General features: G+C 72.6%; 16 protein-coding genes. 11 read left to right on the top strand and 5 right to left on the bottom strand.

The window, feature by feature from the left end; all coding sequences use genetic code 11:
• Nucleotides 1–188: 188 nt before the first annotated feature.
• Genes HHX41_RS06550 through HHX41_RS06530 form a run of 5 tightly spaced genes read left to right on the top strand, consistent with a single transcriptional unit; the run spans nt 189 to nt 5,175 of the window.
• Nucleotides 189–2,783: a nitrate- and nitrite sensing domain-containing protein gene (locus tag HHX41_RS06550; RefSeq protein WP_182905178.1), complete on the top strand. Its 2,595-nt coding sequence runs from the start codon at nt 189–191 to the stop codon at nt 2,781–2,783.
• Entirely contained in the window at nt 2,780–3,187 is a 408-nt protein-coding gene (locus HHX41_RS06545; protein WP_169949728.1) for a roadblock/LC7 domain-containing protein, read from the top strand. Before HHX41_RS06550 ends, HHX41_RS06545 begins: the two co-directional genes overlap by 4 nt.
• 31 nt (nt 3,188–3,218) lie before the next feature.
• Entirely contained in the window at nt 3,219–3,566 is a 348-nt protein-coding gene (locus tag HHX41_RS06540) for a DUF742 domain-containing protein (RefSeq protein WP_259400655.1), read from the top strand.
• Nucleotides 3,547–4,122: an ATP/GTP-binding protein gene (locus tag HHX41_RS06535; protein WP_139573805.1), complete on the top strand. Its 576-nt coding sequence runs from the start codon at nt 3,547–3,549 to the stop codon at nt 4,120–4,122. Before HHX41_RS06540 ends, HHX41_RS06535 begins: the two co-directional genes overlap by 20 nt.
• A 27-nt stretch (nt 4,123–4,149) precedes the next feature.
• Nucleotides 4,150–5,175, top strand: a complete 1,026-nt coding sequence (locus HHX41_RS06530; protein WP_182905177.1) for a PLP-dependent cysteine synthase family protein — start codon at nt 4,150–4,152, stop codon at nt 5,173–5,175.
• A 100-nt stretch (nt 5,176–5,275) separates the two neighbouring features.
• Here the strand turns inward: HHX41_RS06530 and HHX41_RS06525 are convergent, their stop codons facing one another.
• The 3 genes from HHX41_RS06525 to xylA form a co-directional block, all read right to left on the bottom strand.
• Nucleotides 5,276–5,923, bottom strand: a complete 648-nt coding sequence (locus tag HHX41_RS06525; protein ID WP_259400654.1) for a DUF998 domain-containing protein — start codon at nt 5,921–5,923, stop codon at nt 5,276–5,278.
• A gap of 126 nt (nt 5,924–6,049) precedes the next feature.
• Nucleotides 6,050–7,420: a xylulokinase gene (xylB, locus tag HHX41_RS06520; RefSeq protein ID WP_169985552.1), complete on the bottom strand. Its 1,371-nt coding sequence runs from the start codon at nt 7,418–7,420 to the stop codon at nt 6,050–6,052.
• Between the two features lie 28 nt (nt 7,421–7,448).
• Nucleotides 7,449–8,594 carry a xylose isomerase gene (xylA, locus tag HHX41_RS06515; RefSeq protein ID WP_169985550.1) on the bottom strand — a complete coding sequence of 382 codons (1,146 nt, stop codon included), beginning with the start codon at nt 8,592–8,594 and terminating at the stop codon, nt 7,449–7,451.
• A gap of 202 nt (nt 8,595–8,796) precedes the next feature.
• On the opposite strand from xylA, the gene HHX41_RS06510 reads away from it, so the two are divergent.
• A complete protein-coding gene (locus HHX41_RS06510; RefSeq protein ID WP_182905176.1) occupies nt 8,797–10,374 on the top strand; it encodes an ROK family transcriptional regulator in 1,578 nt (525 codons plus the stop codon).
• Nucleotides 10,375–10,553: 179 nt separating this feature from the next.
• Here the strand turns inward: HHX41_RS06510 and HHX41_RS06505 are convergent, their stop codons facing one another.
• A complete protein-coding gene (locus HHX41_RS06505; protein ID WP_169985546.1) occupies nt 10,554–10,766 on the bottom strand; it encodes a hypothetical protein in 213 nt (70 codons plus the stop codon).
• Nucleotides 10,767–10,962: 196 nt separating this feature from the next.
• Between HHX41_RS06505 and HHX41_RS06500 the strand changes: the two genes are divergently transcribed.
• From HHX41_RS06500 to HHX41_RS06485, 4 genes are all read left to right on the top strand, one after another.
• A complete protein-coding gene (locus tag HHX41_RS06500) occupies nt 10,963–11,466 on the top strand; it encodes a VOC family protein (RefSeq protein ID WP_169985544.1) in 504 nt (167 codons plus the stop codon).
• A 260-nt stretch (nt 11,467–11,726) separates the two neighbouring features.
• Entirely contained in the window at nt 11,727–12,584 is an 858-nt protein-coding gene (locus HHX41_RS06495; protein ID WP_182905175.1) for an SAM-dependent methyltransferase, read from the top strand.
• Between the two features lie 200 nt (nt 12,585–12,784).
• Entirely contained in the window at nt 12,785–13,135 is a 351-nt protein-coding gene (locus HHX41_RS06490) for an STAS domain-containing protein (protein ID WP_182905174.1), read from the top strand.
• A gap of 231 nt (nt 13,136–13,366) precedes the next feature.
• Nucleotides 13,367–17,764, top strand: coding sequence for an HAD-IC family P-type ATPase (locus HHX41_RS06485; protein WP_182905173.1), 4,398 nt, complete (start codon nt 13,367–13,369; stop codon nt 17,762–17,764).
• Between the two features lie 54 nt (nt 17,765–17,818).
• On the opposite strand, the gene HHX41_RS06480 is transcribed toward HHX41_RS06485, so the two are convergent.
• A complete protein-coding gene (locus tag HHX41_RS06480) occupies nt 17,819–19,918 on the bottom strand; it encodes an MMPL family transporter (protein ID WP_182905172.1) in 2,100 nt (699 codons plus the stop codon).
• A gap of 86 nt (nt 19,919–20,004) precedes the next feature.
• Here HHX41_RS06480 and HHX41_RS06475 point away from each other — a divergent pair, with 86 nt between their 5' ends.
• Nucleotides 20,005–20,481 carry a MarR family transcriptional regulator gene (locus HHX41_RS06475; RefSeq protein ID WP_211592709.1) on the top strand — a complete coding sequence of 159 codons (477 nt, stop codon included), beginning with the start codon at nt 20,005–20,007 and terminating at the stop codon, nt 20,479–20,481.
• Nucleotides 20,482–20,651: the final 170 nt, after the last annotated feature.

The following is a 20,651-nucleotide window of genomic DNA, read 5'->3' as shown; positions in this document are numbered from 1 at the left end:
CGGCGCGAGCCTCCAGCACTGCAGGAGTGGCCATGGGTTCAAGAAACCGGTCGATTCGGTTCAAGATCTTCTCGTTGCTGCTCCTGCCATTGCTCATGTTGAGTGCTATGTGGGGGTTTGCCCTAAAGCTCACGGTTGGCGATGGCCTCGTCCTCCTCAACTCGAAGACGCTGTACGACACCATCGGGGTGACCTCCACCGACCTCGGCACCCAGATCCAGGCCGAGCGCGCGCTGACCGCCGGCGTGCTGAGCAGCGGCCAGACCGGCTCCACCGCGCTCACCACCCAGCAGGCCAAGACCACCGCCGCCGTGGACAGGTTCAGGAAGTCCGCCGACGACGGGGCGACCCGCGACGCCATGAGCGACGAGCTCGTGGCGCCGTTGGACGACCTGCTGTCCTCCCTCGACCGCCTGCCGTCGGTCAGGGAGTCCGTCACGCTCGGCAGGGTCGACAGGCTGACCGCGATCACGTCGTACAACGCGATCATGGACGACCTGTTCGCGGTGTACGAACGGCTCGTCTCCGTGCCCGACCTGCCCACCTTCCAGGTGGCCAGCGCGATGCAGGGAATGGGCAACGCGCACGAGATGATCACTCGTGAGGACGCCCTCGTACGCGGCGCGCTCGCCAGCGGCAGGATGACGGCCCAGGAGCAGAACGCCTTCAGCGAATGGGTCGCCACCCGGCGGTTCCTCTACGGCAAGAACCGGCCGGTCCTCAGCGGGGAGATGCGGGCGCCGTACGAGCAGGTGCTCACCTCGCCGCTGTTCGACCGGTTCACCGCCCTGGAGAACCAGATCGTCGACCAGGTGCGTTCCGGCGGGCCGCTGCCCGCGGACGCCGAGAGGTGGTCGGCGACCGTCGACCAGCTGATCGTCAGGCTCGACTCGGCCCGGATCAAGGCCTCGGACGCGCTCAGCGGCTCCGCCACGTCGGTCGCCACCGCGATCATGCTCCGCATCCTGATCGCCGGCGGCCTCGGGCTCGTGGTCATCGTCGCCACGATCATCTTCTCCGTCCGCTTCGGCCGTCGTCTCGCCCGCGACCTCGCCGGCCTGCGCGACGCCGCGCTCGAACTCGCCGACGTACGGCTGCCGCAGGTCGTCGAGAAGCTGCGGCGGGGCGAGGACGTCGACGTCGAGGCCGAGGCGCCCCCGATCAAGGCGACGGGGGCCAACGAGGTCGAGGACGTCGCGCACGCGTTCAGCTCCGTCCAGCGCACGGCAGTGGAGGCCGCCGTCGGCCAGGCCGCCCTCCGCCGCGGCGTCAGCCAGGTCTTCCTCAACCTGGCCCGCCGCAAGCAGACCCTGCTGCACCGCCAGCTCACGCTGCTCGACACGATGCAGCGCCGCGCCGAGGACCCCGAGAGCCTGGAGGACCTGTTCCGGCTCGACCACCTGACCACCCGCATGCGCCGCCACGCGGAGAGCCTGATCATCCTGTCCGGCTCCGCCCCCGGACGGTCCTGGCGCAAGCCGGTGCCGCTCATCGACGTGGTCCGCGCGGCGACCTCCGAGGTCGAGGACTACACCCGCGTCTCGATGGCCCCGATGCCGGACGCCGCCATCGCCGGCGCGACCGTGGCCGACGTGGTGCACCTGATCGCCGAGCTGGTGGAGAACGCCACGATCTTCTCGCCCCCGCAGACGAAGGTGGAGGTGCGCGGGGAGATCGTCGCCAACGGGCTCGCCGTGGAGATCGAGGACCGTGGTCTCGGCCTGCTGCCCCAGGAGTACGACGAGATCAACGCACGGCTGGCCGACCCGCCGGAGTTCGACCTGGCGGACAGCGACCGGCTCGGGCTCTTCGTCGTCGGCCAGCTCGCCGCCCGCCACGAGATCGGCGTGGTCCTGCGGGGCTCGCCGTACGGCGGGACGACCGCCATCGTGCTCATCCCCCGGGCCCTGATGGTGGAGGAGGGCTCGCCCGCGGCGCTGGCGGGCCCGGCCGGCCGCGGCGCCCACGCCAAGTTCGCGCTTGCCTCCGGTGGTGACGACACCGACGTGTCGCTCGGTGAGACGTTCGACGCCGACCTGGGGCTGGGCCGCCCGTCCCACGACCCCCGGGAGATCCGCACGATCGCCGGAGAGGTCGCCGGGGACGTTCCGGTGGGTCCCCGTGGGGAGACGGTGGGCCTTCGCGGGGAGACGGAGGACCTTCGCGGGGAGACGGAGGACCTTCGCGGGGAGACGGAGGACCGGGAGGAGCGTCCGAGCGCGTCCGAGCCGTCCCCGTTCTTCACGCCGGCCGCCCTGCGGACCGAGGCCGTGCCCTCCGCGACGCGCGACGACCTCTCCCCACGGTCGTTCGGCTCCGGCTTCGAGAGTCCGCGCCCGGCCGCGCCCAGCGTTCCGCCCTCGGTCTCGCCCTTTGTTCCGCCCGCGGTTTCGCCTGCGCTTTCGCCCGCCCCCGAGCCGGCGGCCGCCGGGGTGGCGGCGAACGGCCTGGCGCAGCGGACGAGCACGAAGCGGTCCGGAGGATCCGTCTCCAGCGGCACCCACGCCGGCCTGCCGCGCAGGGTTCGCCAGGCCAACATCGCCCCGCAGCTTCGCCCTGAGTATCAGCAGGCCCCATCCCAGCAACCCCAGCAGGCGCAGTCCCCGCAGAGGCAGCCGCTGTCCGCCCCGACCGTGGAGGAGCGGTCGCCCGAGGAGGCGAGGGCGATGTTCAGCGCCTTCCAGCGCGGTGCGCTGCGGGGCCGGGAGGACTCCGATCGGCCGGGTGTGGCCGCACCCGGCCACCACGAACACAACACGCACGGCGAAAAGGGTGACGAATGACCGGCAAAGCGACGTCGACCGGCGAACTGAACTGGCTGCTCGACGATCTCATCAGCAGGGTCGCCGCCGTCCGCCAGGCGGTGATCCTCTCCACCGACGGCCTCGTCGTGGGAGCCTCCCAGGGGCTGAGCCGGGAGGACGCGGAACACCTGTCCGCGGTCGCGGCCGGCTTCCAGAGCCTGGCGCGGGGCGCCGGACGGCACTTCGGCGGGGGCGAGGTCAGGCAGACCATCGTGGAGATGGAGGCCGCGTTCCTGTTCGTCACGGCCGCGGGACAGGGCACCTGCCTCGCCGTCCTGGCCGCCTCCGACGCCGACGTGGGGCACATCGCGTACGAGATGGCGATGCTGGTCAAGCGGGTGGGGCAGCACATTTCCACCAACCCGCGGCGAATTGCCCCATGAGATTGGCGGCCACATGACGGGACCCCAGTGGATGGACGAGGAGGCCGGACCGTTGGTCCGGCCCTACGCGCTGACGGGGGGCCGGGCACGGCACTCCGGGGCCAAGCTCGACCTGATCACCATGGTGACCACCTCGGGCTCACCGAGGGACGTCCCCGGCATGGGCCCCGAGCAGCGGCGGATCCTTGAGCTCGCGCGCCGCGGCGCGTCGGTGGCGGACATCGCGTCCGACATCGATCTGCCCCTGGGCGTGGTCCGGGTTCTGATCGGGGATCTGCACGACCTCGGGCTCGTCGACGTACGGGCTCCGGGCAAGGTGGCGCCGCTGCCAAGCGAGCGCATTCTCAAGGAAGTGATCAATGGCCTTCGCGCCCTCTGAGGAGCCGGTCGCCCTCAAGATATTGGTGGCCGGCGGCTTCGGCGTCGGCAAGACCACGCTGGTCGGCGCGATCAGCGAGATTCGCCCCCTGCGCACCGAGGAGGTGCTGTCCGATCGCGGCGTCGGCGTCGACGACACCGACGGCGTGGAAGGCAAGACGACCACGACCGTGGCCATGGACTTCGGCCGCATCACCATCAGGGAAGGGCTCGTGGTCTACCTGTTCGGCACCCCCGGACAGGAGCGCTTCTGGTTCATGTGGGACGAGTTGTCCTACGGCGCGCTCGGGGCGGTCGTGCTGGCCGACACCCGCAGGCTGACCGACTGCTTCCCGTCGATCGACTACTTCGAGCAGCGCGGCACGCCGTTCATCGTCGCCGTGAACTGCTTCGACGGCGCCGATCGCCACGAGCCCGACGACGTGCGGATCGCCCTCGACCTCGATCCCGAGGTCCCCGTCCTGCTCTGCGACGTACGGCGCCGCGCCTCGGCCAAGGTCGTGCTCGTCACGCTCGTGGAGCACGCGCTCAAGATGCTGACGGCCGCACAACGCTGATCAGCCCGGCGGGCCGGGAGTGCGAACATGATCAGCAGGTGGGCGGCCGAAGCCGTCGCGCTCCTCGACCGGGAGCGGGTTCAGGCGGGCACGACGCCGCTCCGCGAGCTCCCGACGCCCTCGGAGTGGGAAGTGCGGCTGCGGCTGAAGGACGAGTCGGCGCAGCCCACCGGGGGTCTCAAGCACCGGCTGGCCCGCGCACTGTTCGCCCAGGCGATCACCTCCGGGCGGATCACCGAGGGGACGACCGTGGTTGACGCCACCGGCGGTCCCATGGCGGTCGCCGAGGCCTGGTTCGCCCGGCTGCTCGGCCTGCCGTACATCGCGGTGATGCCGAAGAAGTCGTCCGGGGCCGGTGTCGAGCGGCTGGGCGGCACCTGCCGGTACGTCGATCCTCCGCTCGCCGTGTACGAGGAGGCCGCCCGCCTGTCCGACGAGATCGGCGGTCACTACCTCGATCACTACCGCTCGGCCGCCGTGGTCGACTGGCGTGGCGCGAGCCTGGCCGACGAGCTGTTCGGGCAGCTGGACGGCTGCCCCCGCTGGATCGTGGTCGGGGCGGGCACCGGCGCCACGTCCGCCGCGATCGGCCGGCGCCTGCGGGGTCACGACCTGCCGGGGAGGCTGGCCGTGGCCGATCCGGAGAACTCCGCCTACTTCCCCGGCTGGGCCACCGGCGCCCCGGACTACGCCACGGGCATGCCCAGCCGCATCGAGGGCGTCGGCCGGCCGCGGATGGAGCCCGCCTTCGACCCCGCGCTCGTCGACCTGGTCGTCCCCGTGCCCGACGCGGCGAGCGTGGCCGCCGCCCGCTACGTCCGGCAGGTGACCGGGCTCGCGGTCGGCCCCGCCACGGGGACGAACCTGTGGGCGGCCCTCGAACTGATCACCCGGATGCGCGACCGGGGCGAGCGCGGCGAGGTGGTCAGCGTGATCGGCGACGCGGGCGAGCGTCATCTCGCGACCTGCCACGACGACGCCTGGGCGGCGGGCAAGGGCCTCGGCTGGCGGCCGTACGCCGAGCGCCTGCGCGACCTGCTCGGCGAGCCCTGACCTGCCCTGCTTCCACAACCCCGAGCCGCACCAGGCAGCACAACACCGGGCCGCGCGGCGCCCCCGCGCCCGCGCGGCCCGGTGTGTCCCTCCCCATCCGTCAGCGGTGGACGAGGAAGCCGGCGCGCCGACCGGCGGCGCGCTCTCTCAGCCACGGCCCCCAGGCGAGCTGCGCGAGCCGTACGGCGAGCACTCCGAGGACGGCCACCTCGGCGGTCAGGAGCAGGCGCTCCACCAGGCCGATCATGACGCCGTGGCCGGGCAGCGCGACGTACGTGATGACCGCCAGGCCGAGGCCGGAGGCGAGCGCCAGCCACTCCAGCGGCCGGGCGGCGGCCTTCCACCGCTCGTCCTGTCCCAGGCGGCCCACCAACTGGATCGCGGCGGCGGGCACACTCACGAAGGCCACCGCCGACAGGACGCCGTGGACGTCCCCCTGCCAGGCCGTGCCCGACGGGACCACGGCGGCGCCGATGAGCGAGACGCTCCACAGGCCGATCAGGCGGGCGGGCCAGCCGTCCACCGGCGCGCCGAGCGCGCGCATCCCGGCCAGCAGTGCGAGCGAGGCCAGCCCGAGAACGGCCATGGCCGTCTCGATGGCGCCGCCCTCGTCGCGGGCGGCGTACTGGCTGATCGTCATGGAGACGGGGTTCAGGGAGGCATCCCCGCCCACCTGCGCCGTCACCACGGTGACGACCGCGAGCAGGATGCCGCCGCCGGCGAGCAGGGGGTAAAGCCTCTTGACCATAAGGAGAGAATCCCGCGTGCGGCCCGTTCCTAACATCCGGGACAACGCGTAGATCCCCCCGAGAAGGGGTCAGGGTCGTCTCAGGGTGGGGTCCCCGGGGTCTCCCCGGGGACCCCACCCTGGACGTCACTCCTGCGCGGCCTCGTGGTATCGCTCACGCAGGCCGGAGGTGGGGTCGGCCTCGTACCGCTCGGTGGCACCGGTGTCCCACACCGGCGGTTCCGGTTCCCCGGACAGCAGCCAGGCGGCCTGCTTGGCCGCGCCGTCCGCGACGTACTCGCCGGGGGTGGGCACGAGCACCGGACGCCCGAAGACGGTCGGCGCGATGCGGCGCACGGCCTCCGAGCGGGCGCCGCCGCCGATGAGCAGCACGCGCCGCGGTTCGAGGCCGAGGGCGTCCAGCGCGTCGGCGAGCCCGCAGAGCATGCCCTCCACCGCGGCCCGGGCCAGGTGCTCCGGGGTGGAGTTGCCCAGGCGCAGGCCGTGCAGCGAACCGGTGGCGTCGGGCCGGTTCGGGGTGCGCTCCCCTTCCAGGTACGGCACGAGGACCAGCCCGTCCGCACCGGCAGGGGCCCGCAGAGCCAGGTCGCTCAGCTCCTGGGGCGTGACCCGGAGCATCCGGGCCGCCGCGTCCAGCACCCGCGCCGCGTTCAGCGTGCAGACCAGCGGGAGGTAGTGCCCGGTGGCGTCCGCGAACCCGGCGACCGCCCCGGAGGGGTCGGCGGACGGCGCCTCGGCGACGGCGAATGCCGTGCCCGAGGTGCCGATGGACACGACCACGTCACCGGGCCGCATGCCGACGCCGAGCGCCGCCGCCATGTTGTCGCCCGTGCCGGGCGCGAGCAGCGCGCCGCCCTGCTCGGCCGTCCCCGCCTGTTCGGCGGGACCGAGCACGCGGGGCAGTTCCGGCACCCTGCCCATGGCGAGTTCGAGCAGGTCCGTGCGGTACTCCCCGGTCGCGGGCGACCAGTAACCGGTGCCGGAGGCGTCGCCCCGGTCCGTCGTGATCGTGCCGGGCCGGCCGGCCAGCCGCCAGGTGAGCCAGTCGTGCGGCAGGCACACCGACCGCGTACGGCGCGCGTTGTCGGGCTCGTTCCGGGCGAGCCAGCGGAGCTTGGTCACCGTGAAGGACGCCACCGGGACGCTGCCGACGGCCTCGGCCCACACCTTCGGGCCGCCCAGCTCGGCGACCAGGTCGGCCGCCGCCCCGGCCGAGCGGGTGTCGTTCCACAGCAGTGCGGGCCGGACCACCTCGCCGTCCTCGTCGAGGCAGACCATGCCGTGCTGCTGCGCGCCCACGCTGACGGCGGCGACGTCCGCCAGGCCTCCCGCCTGCTCGATCGCGCTCTGCAGCGCGCTCCACCAGTGGTCAGGATGGACCTCCGTGCCGTCGGGGTGGGGAGCGCGGCCCTCGCGCACGAGGGCCCCGCTCTCCGCGTCCCGGATGACGACCTTGCAGCTCTGGGTCGACGAGTCGACCCCCGCGACCAGCGTCACAGTCGTTACTCCGCTCTCACTGAACCGCTCAGCCGCGGACGCCGAGGAGGTGCTCAATCGCGAGCTGGTTCAGCCGGGTGAAGTGGTAGCCGCGCTCCGCCACCGCGTCCACGTCGATCGACTCGGCGAGGATGTCCTCGTAGGTCTCGCCCGCGGCGAGGGTCGGCTGGGCCAGCTCGTTGCACTTGCTGGCCTCCAGCGCCGCCTGCACCTCGGGGTCGGCGCGGTAGGCCTTCGACTTCTCCTTGAAGATGAGGTAGGTCCGCATGTTGGCCGCGGCCGAGTCCCAGACGTCCTCCTTGTCCTCGGTGCGCAGCGGCTTGTAGTCGAAGTGGCGCGGGCCGTCGTAGCCGCCGTTCTCCAGCAGGTCGACGAGGAAGAACGCGTTCTTCACGTCGCCGTGGCCGAAGATGAGGTCCTGGTCGAACCGCGGGCCGTGCTGGCCGTTGAGGTCGATGTGGAACAGCTTGCCGTGCCACAGCGCCTGGGCGATGCCGTGCACGAAGTTCATCCCGGCCATCTGCTCGTGGCCGGTCTCGGGGTTGAGGCCCACCATCTCGGGGTGCTCCAGCGAGTTGATGAACGCCAGGGCGTGCCCGATCGTCGGGAGCAGGATGTCGCCGCGCGGCTCGTTCGGCTTGGGCTCGACGGCGAAGCGGATGTCGTAGCCCTTGTCGATCACGTACTGGCAGAGGAGGTCGAAGCCCTCCTTGTAGCGGTCGAGCGCGACCCGCACGTCCTTGGCGGCCTCGGACTCGGCGCCCTCACGGCCGCCCCAGCACACGTACGTCTTCGCGCCAAGCTCGGCGGCGAGGTCGATGTTGCGCATCACCTTGCGCAGCGCGTAGCGCCGGACCTCGCGGTCGTTGCTGGTGAACCCGCCGTCCTTGAAGATCGGGTGGGTGAACAGGTTGGTGGTGGCCATCGGCACCTTCATGCCGGTGTCGGCCAGCGCCTTCTTGAGGTTCTCGATCGCCTTGGCCCGGTCCGGCTCCACCGCGAGGAGGTCGTCGTCGTGGAAGGTCACACCGTACGCGCCGAGCTCGGCCAGGCGGTGGACGCTCTCGACCGGGTCCAGCGGGGCCCGGGACGCGTCGCCGAACTGGTCGCGCGCCTGCCAGCCGACGGTCCACAGCCCGAACGTGAATCGGTCCTCGGGAGTGGGGGTGTACATGAATCGCCTCCGAATTAGTCTATGTTGTGGACTAAATATCGGACGTGACAAGCCGTACGGTCAAGAGGGTGTGTCGGTGTTATCAACGTCCCGCAGTGGAGGATGTGATGGCGCGGGCCACAGGGTGTGAGACGGGACACACGTGATGGAGCGCGATGACACCCGCGTTGCGGGTGGGGCGGAACACGGGCGAGGAGGTGCGATGACGCAGGCCCTGCGGCATGACGCGATGCGCGCCCGGAACCTGGCGCTCGTCCTCGGCGCGGTCGGCGCCCGGGGGTCGGTGACGCGCGCCGCCCTGGCCGAGATCACCGGCCTGACCAAGACGACGGTGTCCAAGCTCGTCGGCGACCTCATCGAGGGCGGGCTCGTGGTGGAGACCGGGACCGTGCGCGACGGAGAGCGCGGCAGGCCCGGGGTCGAGATCCGGATCAGCGGGCAGCGCGTCGCCGCCCTCGGGCTCGAGGTCAACGTCGACTACCTCGCGGTGTGCGTGGTCGATCTCGCCCGGACGGTACGGCTGCGCCGTACACAGGCTGTGGACAACCGGGCCGCGGCCCCTGTGGACGTGATCGCGCGACTTGGGGATTTGGCCGCCACGATTGTGGACGAAGCTGTGGAGAAAGGCCTGCGGGTGGTCGGCGGCGTGCTGGCGGTCCCGGGTCCTGTAGACATGACCAGCGGGGTCGTCCACAACGCGCCGAACCTCGGCTGGCGCGACGTGCCGCTGGCCTCGCTCCTGCGGTTCCCCTTCCCCGTACGCGTGGAGAACGAGGCCAACCTGGCCGCGCTCGGCGAGCTGTGGTTCGGATCCGGGCTGCCCGATTTCCTGCACGTGTCGGGAGAGATCGGCATCGGAGCCGGTCTCGTGGTCCGCGGCCGGCTCTTCCGGGGGGCGCACGGCCTGGCCGGCGAGCTCGGGCACGTCGTCGTCTCCCCCGGCGGCCCGCCGTGCCGCTGCGGTGGCCGCGGCTGCCTCGAACAGTACGCCGGGCAGGACGCCCTCCTGACCGCCGTCCGCGGCGCCGCCGCGTCGATCGGTCCCGCCGCCGGCACGCGTCAGGCGGGGGCGTCCGGGGAGGTGCGGGCCGAAGAGCCGCGCGAAGGCACGGACCACGCGACCGGTGAGGAGCACGCGCCGTCCCCCGTGCCGCCCGACGGCGGAGCCGGGGCAACGCCCGGCGTGCCGGACGACGCCGAAGCCGGGGCAATGCCCGACGTGCCGGACGATGCCAAAGCAGGTGCCCCGGTGGACGGCGAGGCAGGCGCGACCTCCGCCGTGCCCACCGACAGCGAACCGGGCGCGATGGGCGGCGTGCCGGACGGCGGCGGGGCAGGGGTCACGGACGACGACGGGCCGCCGGCGCACCTTGGCCGTACGACCTGGGCGGAGGCGGCGATGACGTCCGCGTCGCCCTCGCCGGAGATGCTCCTTCCCGCGCAGCAGGGCCTGTCATGGGTGCTTTCCCGGCTCCGGGAGGGCGACGAGAACGCGCGCGCCGCGTGCGAGCGGGCGGCGTGGGCGCTCGGCGTGGCCCTGTCGTCGGCGGTCAACCTGGTGGACCCCGACGCGATCGTCCTCGGCGGGATCTACGCACCGCTCTTCCCCTGGATCGGCCACACGGTCGCCGACACGCTGAAGGCCCACCTCGGGCAGATGCGCGGCGCCATACCGCCCGTGGTCGTCTCACGGCTCGGCGCCGAGGCCGCCGCCCTCGGCGCGGCCGGCCAGGTGATCGAGCAGGTCATGGCCGACCCCGCAGCCCTTCTGCAGGGCTAGTGAGCGCCACCGTCCCGCTGAGTGGCCCGCTGAGTGGCCCGCAGCGCGGCCTCGTACTGCCCGCGCTCGAAGACGCAGGGCCCGAGCGCGCTCAGATCCCACCGGCCGTCCGACAACCGTCGTGAAAACCGCTCCAGATGACGGTCGTACCGGTGACCTCCATCCGGGCGGTCGGAGGGTCACAGGCCCGAGGGGTCGCGGCCGAGGCTGATCTCCTCGGCGATGCGCCGCAGTTCGTCGGCCGCCAGCCGGGGCGTGCCGGGCAGATTGGAGGTCAGCGCCGCGATCACCTGGTGGTAGGGCGCACCGGCATGACGGACGGCTACCTCGTGCACCGCCCGGAACAGGACCAGGTTGTCCTCACGCTCCCGCGTCGCCCTGTCGACGATCATGACGCCCCCCTTCGCCGGCCTCGACGCCGGCACCGCTACCTGACCGCCCACTCCGGCGCCGTACGGAACGCCGGCGGGCGGCTCGCCACCCCCTGGCGGCTCTGCCCGCTCGCCACCGTACGACCTGGCACCGACAGTTTCCGGGAGACCCGGCGAGGTACAATTACTTGAGAGTTCAACTTTTCGGGAGGGCGTAATGCCGGTCCAGCGACTCAACCACGCCGTGCTGTACGTGCGGGACGTCTCCCGCAGCGTGGCCTTCTACCAGGAAGCCCTCGGGTTCCGCGTCGTGCAGGCGTTCCCGGGGGCCGCGTTCCTGCAGGCCGAGGGGTCCACGAACGACCACGACCTCGGGCTGTTCCAGATCGGGACGCAGGCGGGGCCGTCGTCCGCCGGGCGCGCGACGGTCGGCCTCTACCACCTCGCGTGGGAGGTGGACACGCTCGCCGAGCTGCAGCGGATCGCGACCACGCTGACGGAGATGAACGCCCTGGTCGGCGCCTCCGACCACTCCACCACCAAGGCCCTCTACGCGAAGGACCCGGACGGGCTGGAGTTCGAGGTCTCCTGGCTGGTGCCCGCGCACCTGCTCACCGAGGAGACCCTGGCAGGGCGCACCCAGATCAGGCCGCTGGACCTGGCCAAGGAGCTGGAGCGGTACGGCGCGCAGACACGCGGCGGGGTCGGCGTCAGCGTCTGATCCGGCGATCGCGGGCGGCCGTCCTCTCGACGGCCGCCCGGCGGCCGACCCGGCCAACCCGACCGACCCAATCGACCCGGGCTGACCCACCCCTGCCGATCCTTGCCGACCCTGCCGACACCCGGCCGGCCCGATGCGCCCGGCCTCGTCCGTTGACCGACCTGTTCATGCCAGTTATCGCAAACATCTCCCTCTCGGCCCTCGACGGCCTTACCATGATCGCGATCTGGGACCGGTACAGCGAGGGAGCAGGACGGATCATGGCTGACGACGACCAGCACGTGAGCGGTGCCCCGGCGGACAACGAGCAGGCGGGGACCAGGATCGACACGAGCAAACCGAGCATCGCCCGTGTCTACGACTTCTTCCTCGGCGGGAAGGACAACTTCGCCATCGACCGGCAGGTGGGCGAGGCGACGTTGAAGATCGCGCCGGACGCTCCCGCGGCGGGCCGCGCGAACCGCGCCTTCCTCCGGCGCGTCGTCCGCTATCTCGCGGCCGAGGCGGGCATCCGGCAGTTCCTCGACATCGGCTCGGGTCTGCCGACCCAGGGCAACGTCCACGAGGTGGCCCAGGAGGTCGCCCCGGAGGCGCGGGTCGTCTACGTCGACAACGACCCGATCGTGCTCGCGCACGGCCGGGCGCTGCTCGCCACGAACGGGAGCACCACGGTCGTCGAGGCCGACATCCGCGACCCGGAGTCGATCCTGAACCACCCCTCGGTCGGGGCGCTCATCGACTTCGACCAGCCCGTGGCCCTGCTGCTGTTCGCGATCCTGCATCACGTCAACGACCACGAGGACCCCCAGGGCATCGCCGCCCGCTTCCGCTCGGCCCTGCCCTCCGGCAGCTATCTGGCGCTGTCCCATTTCCACAACCCGGGGCCCGCGATGCCCGAGGTGTCGGCGCAGGCCACGTCGGCCGAGAAGCTGTTCAACGAGAACCTCGGCACGGGCCGGTGGCGCACCCGCGACGAGATCCTCGCCTACTTCGGCGACCTGCCGCTCCTCGAACCCGGTCTGGTGCCGCTCGCCGAGTGGCGGCCGGATCCCGGCGAGTTCGTCGATCGCGGCATCACCTACCACACGTTCGTCGGTGCCGTCGCCCACAAGCCCTGAAATGTCGCCCGGGCGATAAACGTGAGATACGTCACTGCCCCGCCGTACGGCCCGACAGGCATCGGCGCAGGCCGCGGGCCGTGCGACGGCGGGCCGGTGATCGGCGGGGTAGGTGGGGGGACCCCGCTTCGGTTGACATGGGCGAGCAGCGACGGTGATGCTCGGAGGTGGCTGCCCCTCTACAGGAAGGCGGCTCCGACATGATGACCATCAATGGGTCGTTCGAATCCGCGCTGCACAAGAAGAACCTGCTCTATCTCGACAAGCAACTGGTCGTACGCACCTCCGACGACGGCTCCGTACGGCTGATCGGGCAGATCGATCTCACCAACGGCGACGCGATCGCCGACACCCTCCACAGGCAGTGGACGAGGCCCGGAACGGGAACCGTGGACGTCGCCGAACTCCAGTTCATCGACCTCTACGGCCTGCGCGCCCTGGCCCTGCTGTCCGACATGCCCCTGGGCCGGCCGATCCGGCTGCACAACGCCACGCCGGCGCTGCGGAGGCTGCTCGCCCTCCTCAACTGGCCCGCCTTCACCATCGGCTGACCCCGCGGTCCACTCGGGCCCCTCGGCCGCGCCGATCGCGGGCGGCGCGTCCGCCGTTCTCCCGGTTTTCTCGTCCTCCGGGTTTCCCGTCTCCCGCGTTTCTCCTGCTCCCGATGGAGGAAGGTATCCGACGACGGTCGTACGACCGTTATGACCAGCGCCTGAGCCTTTATCCAGGTTCAGGCGGGATTCATCCGTGAGTTCCCCCCGACTCTCGCGAGGAGGGGTGATGTGATCCTGAACCGGGTGCTCAACACGTCCGTGGCCCTGCTGCGCGGCGTGCTGTCCGAGCCGTTCCGAGATCTGCTTCCGTGCCCTCGTGAGGTGCGCGTCTCCCCCGGCGGGTTGCGCATCAACCTGCACGGGATCGGCCGGCCCGGCTCCGAAGCGGCGGCCGGCCGGCTGGAGGAGCGGCTGGAGACCGTCCCCGGCGTCGAGCGCGCCGAGGTCAACGGCCGCATCGGCGCCGTCTTCGTCGCCTGTAACCCGGACCAGGTCGACCAGGACAAGCTACTGGCCGTCGCCGCGGAGCTCGACGAGCAGGAGGAGCACGCTCACGAGAGCCCCGTCCACCTCGTGGAGGAGCACCTGCGGGCGACCGTGCGGCTGACGGCCGGCGTCACCGGAATCGGGCTGATCTTCCTCGGCAAGGTAATCCGGGCCCCCCAGCTCCCGGCGGTCGTCCCCGCGGTGGTGCAACTGGTCAACGCCACGCCCGCGATCCGCGAGCAGCTCGACCGCCGGCTGGGACGCCGTCCCACCGACGCTCTGTTCACCACCGCCAACCTCGTCACGCAGACCCTCACGCTCCGCCCCACCGCGCTGTTCGTGCAGGCCGTCGCGAACGTGGGCCGCTACATCGAGACCAGGGCCAGCCGGTACGCCTGGGAGGGACTGGAGGAGCGGCTGGCCACCCGCCCGGGTGCCTATCACCACATCAGGGCCGAGGCCCGGCGGCGGCCGACCCACCTGCCGCACGGCCCGGTCGAACGTTACGCGGACGTGGTCGCCCCGATCAGCGCCGCCGCGTACGCGGTGACCCGGGTGCTCACGCGGGGCGAACGGGCCGCGTCCGTCCTCATCTCCGCCACCCCCCGGGTCGCCGACCTCAGCCGGGAGGCGTTCGCGGGCGCGATCAGCCGCGCGCTCGGCAAGCACGACACGGTCGTCTTCGACGCCGGCTGCCTGCGCACGATGGACCGCGTCGACACCGTCGTCCTGCACGCCGACGCGCTGACGACCGGCTCGTGGACGATCGACCGCGTCGAGCCGCTGCTCGAAGGGCAGGACACCGACGAGCTGTACTCGCGGCTCTACACCCTCATCGACTTCTCCGACCCCGGGCGTGCCCGGACCCTGGAGGGCTGGTCGGCCCGGCCGCTGCCCGACCCCGAAGGACTGGTCGCGGACGCCGCCCTGTGGCGGTCGCGCGGGCTGCGGGTGGTGGAGGTGTCCAGGAACGGCACCCGGATCGCCGTCGCCGGGCTCGCCCGGGGGATCGACGCCCTGGCCGTGCCCGTCGTCGGCGCGGCTAAGGCGGCCGGCGCCGTCTTCCTCGCGGGCGGCGACGAGGGCCTGGCACAGCGCCTCGCGATCGGCCGGACGCTGCCCGGAGGCCCGGAGCTAGCCGAGCACGTGCACGACCTGCAGGCGGCGGGCCACTGCGTGGTCGTCGTGTCCAAGGGGGCCTGGCACTCGCTCGCCCAGGCCGACATCGGCCTCGGGGTGGTCGATCCCGAGGCCGTCGAGCCCGGACGCATGGTGCCGTGGGACGCCGACATCGCGGGCGAACTGCACGGCGTCCACCTGTTCCTGCGCTGCCTGCCCCGGGCGCGCGGCAACAGCGGGAACGGCGTGAAACTCGGCGCGGCGGGCGCGTGCGTCGGCACCCTGCTGGCCGCCGCGGGCCCGGCCGCCACCTCCCTGCGCCGGGCGCAGCTCGCCAGCGCCGCCGTCTCGCTGGCCGCCATCGTGCTCGGCGAATGGTCCGGGCAGAACGCGGGTCGCGTCCCCACCCCGCCTCGCGCCGACATCACCCCGTGGCACGCAATGTCCGCGCGGGAGGTGTTGTCCCGGCTCCGCTCCTCGACGCAGGGCATCGCCGAGCAGGAGGCGGGCAGGCGCCGTGCCGAGGCCGCGCCGGAGAAGGTGGAGGGCCCTCACTCGCTGGCGCGGGCCACGGTGGAGGAGCTCGCGAACCCGCTCACGCCCGCCCTGGCCACCGGCGCGGGGATATCGGCCCTCGTCGGCTCGGCCCTCGACGCCGTGCTCATCAGCGGCGTCATGGTCATCAACGCGTTCCTCGGGGGCGTGCAGCGGTTCAAGGCCGACCGGGCGCTGCACCGCCTGACCGAGTCGACCGAGATCCTCGTACGGCTGCGCCGCCCCGAGGGCGTCGTCGAGACGACGAGGGACGAACTCGCGCCCGGTGACGTCATCGAGCTGCGCGCCGGGGACGCCGTGCCCGCCGACGCCCGCGTCATCAACGCCGTCGGGCTGGAAGTGGACGAGTCCACGCTCACCGGAGAGTCCCAGCTCGTCGCCAAGACCGCCGCGCCGACCGTGGCGGCGGCCATCGCCGACCGCAGCTCGATGGTCTACCTGGGCACGTCGATCGCGGCGGGCAGCGGACGGGCGGTGGTCGTCGCGACGGGCGACATGACCGAGTCGGGGCGCAGCACCAGGCTCGCCGGCGAGCCGAGCCCGCCCACCGGGGTGGAGCTGCGCCTGCGGGAGCTGAGCCGCCGCATCCTGCCGATCTCGATCGCCTCCGGGGTGGCGCTGCTCGTCATCGACCTCCTGCGCGGACGGCCGCTGGCCGCGGCGCTCACGCCGGCCGTGAGCCTGACGGTCGCCGCCGTGCCCGAGGGGCTCCCGTTCATCGCCACCGTGGCGGAGCTGGCCGCCGCGCGGCGGTTGTCCAGGCGTGCCGCGCTGGTGCGCAACCCGTCCACGATCGAGGCCCTGGGACGGGTCAACGTGCTGTGCTTCGACAAGACGGGCACGCTCACCGAGGGCCGCATCAGCCTGCGGCACGTGTCGGACGGGCGCGCGGGCCGTCCGGTCGAGGAGGCGGACGCCGGGCTGCGGCGCGTCCTCGCCGCGGCCGTACGGGCCAGCCCCAAGTCCGGCGTGGGACGGGTGATCGCTCACCCGACCGACCGCGCCGTGCTCGACGGCGCCCATCGGCTGGACGTCACGCCGGGCGAAGGGTTCGAGAGCTGGGAGCGCGTCGACGAGATGCCGTTCGAGCCGGGCCGGGGTTACCACGCGGTGCTCGGCCGCACCGAGCACGGGCACCTGCTCAGTGTGAAGGGCGCCCCCGAGATCGTGCTCACCCACTGCACCACCGTGCACCGCGACACCGGGCCGGTCCCCTGCGACGAGACCGTACGCGGGGAGCTGGAGCAGGAGGTGGAACGGCTGGCCCGGCAGGGGTACCGCGTGCTCGCCGTCGCGCAGCGGCCCGCCTCCGACCGGAGCGACCTCGACGAGTCGCGCATCGAGGAGCTGTGCTTCCTCGGTTTCCTCGGCCTGGCCGACCCGGTCAGGTCCACGGCCGCGGAGAGCGTCAGGCGCCTCATGCGGGCCGGGGTGCGGATCGTCATGGTCACCGGCGACCACCCCAGCACCGCCGAGGCGATCGCCGTCGAGCTCAACGCCTTGAACGGCCAGCGCGTCATGACCGGCCCCGAGCTGGACGAACTGGACGACGAGACGCTGACCAAGGTGCTGCCCGACGTGGCGGTCTTCGCCAGGACCACACCCGCGCACAAGGCCAGGATCGTCACGTGCCTGCGCCGGGCGGGGGAGGTCGTCGCCGTCACCGGGGACGGCGCCAACGACGCGCCCGCCATCCGCACGGCCGACGTGGGCATCGCACTCGGCTCGCGGGCGACGCCCGCCGCACGGGCCGCCGCCGACCTCGTCGTCACCGACGACCGCATCGAGACGATCGTGGACGCCATAGTCGAGGGCAGGGCGATGTGGACCTCGGTGCGCGACGCGCTGAGCATCCTCCTCGGCGGCAACATCGGCGAGATCGCCTTCACCGTGGGGTCCAACCTGCTGGCGGGCGGCAGCGCGCTCAACGCCCGGCAGCTCCTGCTGGTCAACCTGCTCACCGACATGGTGCCGGCCATGGCGGTCGCCGTACGGCCGCCCGCCTCGACCGACCCGGACAAGCTCCTCGCCGAGGGCCCGGAGGCGTCGCTGGGCGAGTCGCTGACCCGCGACATCTACCTGCGCGCGGCGGTCACGACGGCGGCGGCGACGGCCGCGTGGATCCTGGGCCGCATGACCGGCACCCGTGTGCGCGCGAACACCATCGGCCTGGTCGCGCTCGTGTCCGCGCAACTGCTGCAGACGCTCGCGGGCGGCCGGGACAGGATCGTCGTGCTCGCGTCGCTGGCGTCGCTGGCCGTCCTGTGGCTCATCGTCACGGTGCCGGGAGTCAGCACGGTCTTCGGCTGCCGGCCGCTCGGCCCGGCGGGCTGGGTCATCGGGCTGGGCAGCGCGGCCGCCGCGACGCTGGTGGGGATTCTCGTGCGGCGCCCGGTCAGGGAGGCGACGACCCGCGCCGAGGCCGAGCGCCGCCGGAGCGCGGCCCACGTGCCCGTCCCCGCCTGACCGGGCCACCCGCCGGCCGCGCCGCCGGACCGTGCGTACGGCGGTCAGGGGCGGTCAGGGACGAGCCGCCTCCGCGGGCTGTGCGGACCCGCGCGTGAGCGGCGCCCCGGCCGCGGGCTCGCCGGGCCACCAGAAACGGTCGCCCAGCAGCGTGACCAGCGCGGGGACGAGCACGCTGCGCACGAGGACCGTGTCGAGCAGCACGCCGAACCCGACGATCACCCCGATCTGGGTGAGTGTGATCAGCGGCAGCACGCCGAGCACGGAGAACACGGCCGCGAGCAGGACCCCGGCGCTCGTGATGACACCGCCGGTCACCGCGAGAGCGGTGACCACACCGTCGCGGGTGCCCTGTTCCGCCGCCTCCTCCCTGGCCCGGGTGGCGAGGAAGATGTTGTAGTCGATCCCCAGCGCCACGAGGAACAGGAAACTCAGCAGCGGGACGTCGAGGTCGAGCGCGGGGAAGCCGAACAGGTGCCTGAAGGCGAACCACCCCGCGCCGAAGCTCGCCCCGAAGCTCGCGATCACGGTCAGCACCAGCGTCACCGCCGCGACCACCGAGCGGAGCAGGGCGAGCAGGACGAGCAGGACCACTCCCAGCACGAGCGGCATGATCAGCTTCTGGTCGCGCGCGGCCGCGTCGCGTTCGTCCAGGTCGACGGCCGGCTGCCCGCCGACGACGGCCTGTGCTTCGGGCACGGCGTGCACCGCCGCGCGCAGCGCGCGGACCGCCGAGAACGCGGCTTCCGTGCCCGGTTCCGCCCGCAACACCACGTCGGCCCGGGCGTACTCGGCGGTCCGGTCGCCCGGCGTGACCCGCACGACCCCGGGAACCCGCGAGGCCGCGGCCTCGACCTGTTCGGCCGCGGAGGCGCGGGAGATCAGGATGAGCGGCTGCGAGCTCCCGGCCGGGAAGGCGCGGCTGAGCGTCTCCTGCCCCGCGATGGCCTCGACCCTCTCCCGGAACTGCTCCGTCTGCGACAGGCCGACCTTCAGCCCGGCGGCGCCCAGAGCCAGCACGGCCAGCACCGCCACGCTCACCGCGGTCATCAGCGTGGGCCGCCGCGACACCGCGCCGCCCACGCGCGCCCACACGCCGCCGCGGGCCGGGTCCGGCTGCCCCGTCCTCGGGGCGAACGGCCAGAACAGCCCCCGGCCGAACAGCACGAGCGTGGCGGGAAGGACCAGCAGGGCGTAGCAGACGGCGGTCACGATGCCGATCGCCCCGGCCAGACCGATACCGCGTACCGCCGGCGAGTCCGCGAGGACCAGCGTCACCAGGGCGAGCGTGACCGTCGCCGAACTGGCCAGGATGGCCGGGGCCGCCGAGCGGACGGCCCGCGCCATGGCCCTGTGCCGGTCGTCGTGGACGCGAAGCTGCTCCCGGTAGCGGGCGATGAGCAGCAACGCGTAGTTGGTGCCCGCGCCGAACACCAGCACGGAGGTGATGCCGAGGGTCGAGTCGTCCACGGTCAGCCCGGCCGTGCGGGTGAGCAGCGCGACGATCTTTGCCGCGACCTGGTCGGCGACGCCGATGACGCCGAGGGGAACCAGCCACAGCCACGGGCTGCGATAGGTGATCAACAGCAGGAGCGCGACGACCGACGCGGTGACCGCCAGGAGGGTGAGGTTCGCGCCGTCGAACACCGCCGCGAGGTCGACCTTGAACCCGGCCGGGCCGGTGACCTGCGCCCGCGCCCCCGCGGGCAAGCCGGCCGCGGCCTCCTCGCGGATCTTCCGTACGGCGTCGGTGAGATCCGCGAGCGGCAGTGCGCCGCGCAGCGGCACGCTCAGCAGCGCCACGTCACCTTTCTCCGAGTAGACGGGCGGCGGCACCCGCCCGCCCGCCGCCAGGGCCGCCAGTTGCCGCGTGTCCGCGTCGATCGACGCCCGGTCCTGCGGTGACAGGCCGCCGTCACGGCTGTAGACGACCAGGGCCGGCGCGAGCTGGCCGCTCGGCAGCCGCTGCTGCAGCCGGGCCACCGTGGCCGACTCCGCGCCCCTGGGCAGCGCGGCGGCGGGGTCGCTGTTCACCTTCGACGCGCCCCCGAACGCCAGGGCCAGACCGGAGACGATGATCGCCAGGACGACCGCGACCCACTTGCCCCGGGGACCCGAGAGCGCGGCCGTTCCACTATGCTCTGCTCGCCTCATCCGCCAACTCTTTCCATGGTGGAATAGTTCTACCGTGGAAAGATTAGGTGCGCCGGAGGTGATTGGCAACGCGGGAGGTGGTGCGTGTGGCCGAGGAGACCGTGGATCCCTTCGAGCTGATGAACCTGATGCGACGCCTCAACGTCGAGGTGGACCGGTTCGCCGAACAGTTCGCGGTCGGCCACGGGCTGCACCGCACGGACCTCGACGCGCTCACCGTGATCATGGACGCCTCGCGTGAGGGGCGGCCACTGACCCCGGGGGCCCTGGGCGCGGCGCTCAACCTGAGCGCGCCCGCCACCAGCGCCCTGATCAACCGGCTTGAGCAGGCCGGCCATCTCACGCGGCACCGGAGCACCGGCGACCGGCGCAAGGTGGAACTCGCCATGCACGAGCAGGCGGCGGCCCTCGCGAGCCGCTTCTTCGCGCCGCTCGGACGTCGGATGTCGGCGGCGCTCGACGAGTTCACCCCGGCGGAGCGCCGCGTCATCGGGCGTTTCCTCGCCCGGAGCATCGAGGCCACCATCGCGGCCGGACAGGAGACGACCGGCGAGGACGCGTGACGGCGTAGCGGTCATCGTGGCCATAGCCACCCGTGACCGGTCGCCGGGAATCGCCGGATTCGCGGCTACTCGACCCGCGTCAAGTTCGGGAATTGACAGAACAATGCCAGCGGCGGACATCTTGCTGAGCCGCGTCCGCCTGGTTGTCCCGCCTTTCTCTTCGCACTGTT

The organism is Microbispora sp. H13382, from assembly GCF_014161445.1.
In the GTDB taxonomy this organism is placed as follows: domain Bacteria; phylum Actinomycetota; class Actinomycetes; order Streptosporangiales; family Streptosporangiaceae; genus Microbispora.
Note: the sequence above shows the minus strand (reverse complement) of the source record. Positions and strands in the feature narration are given on the sequence as shown.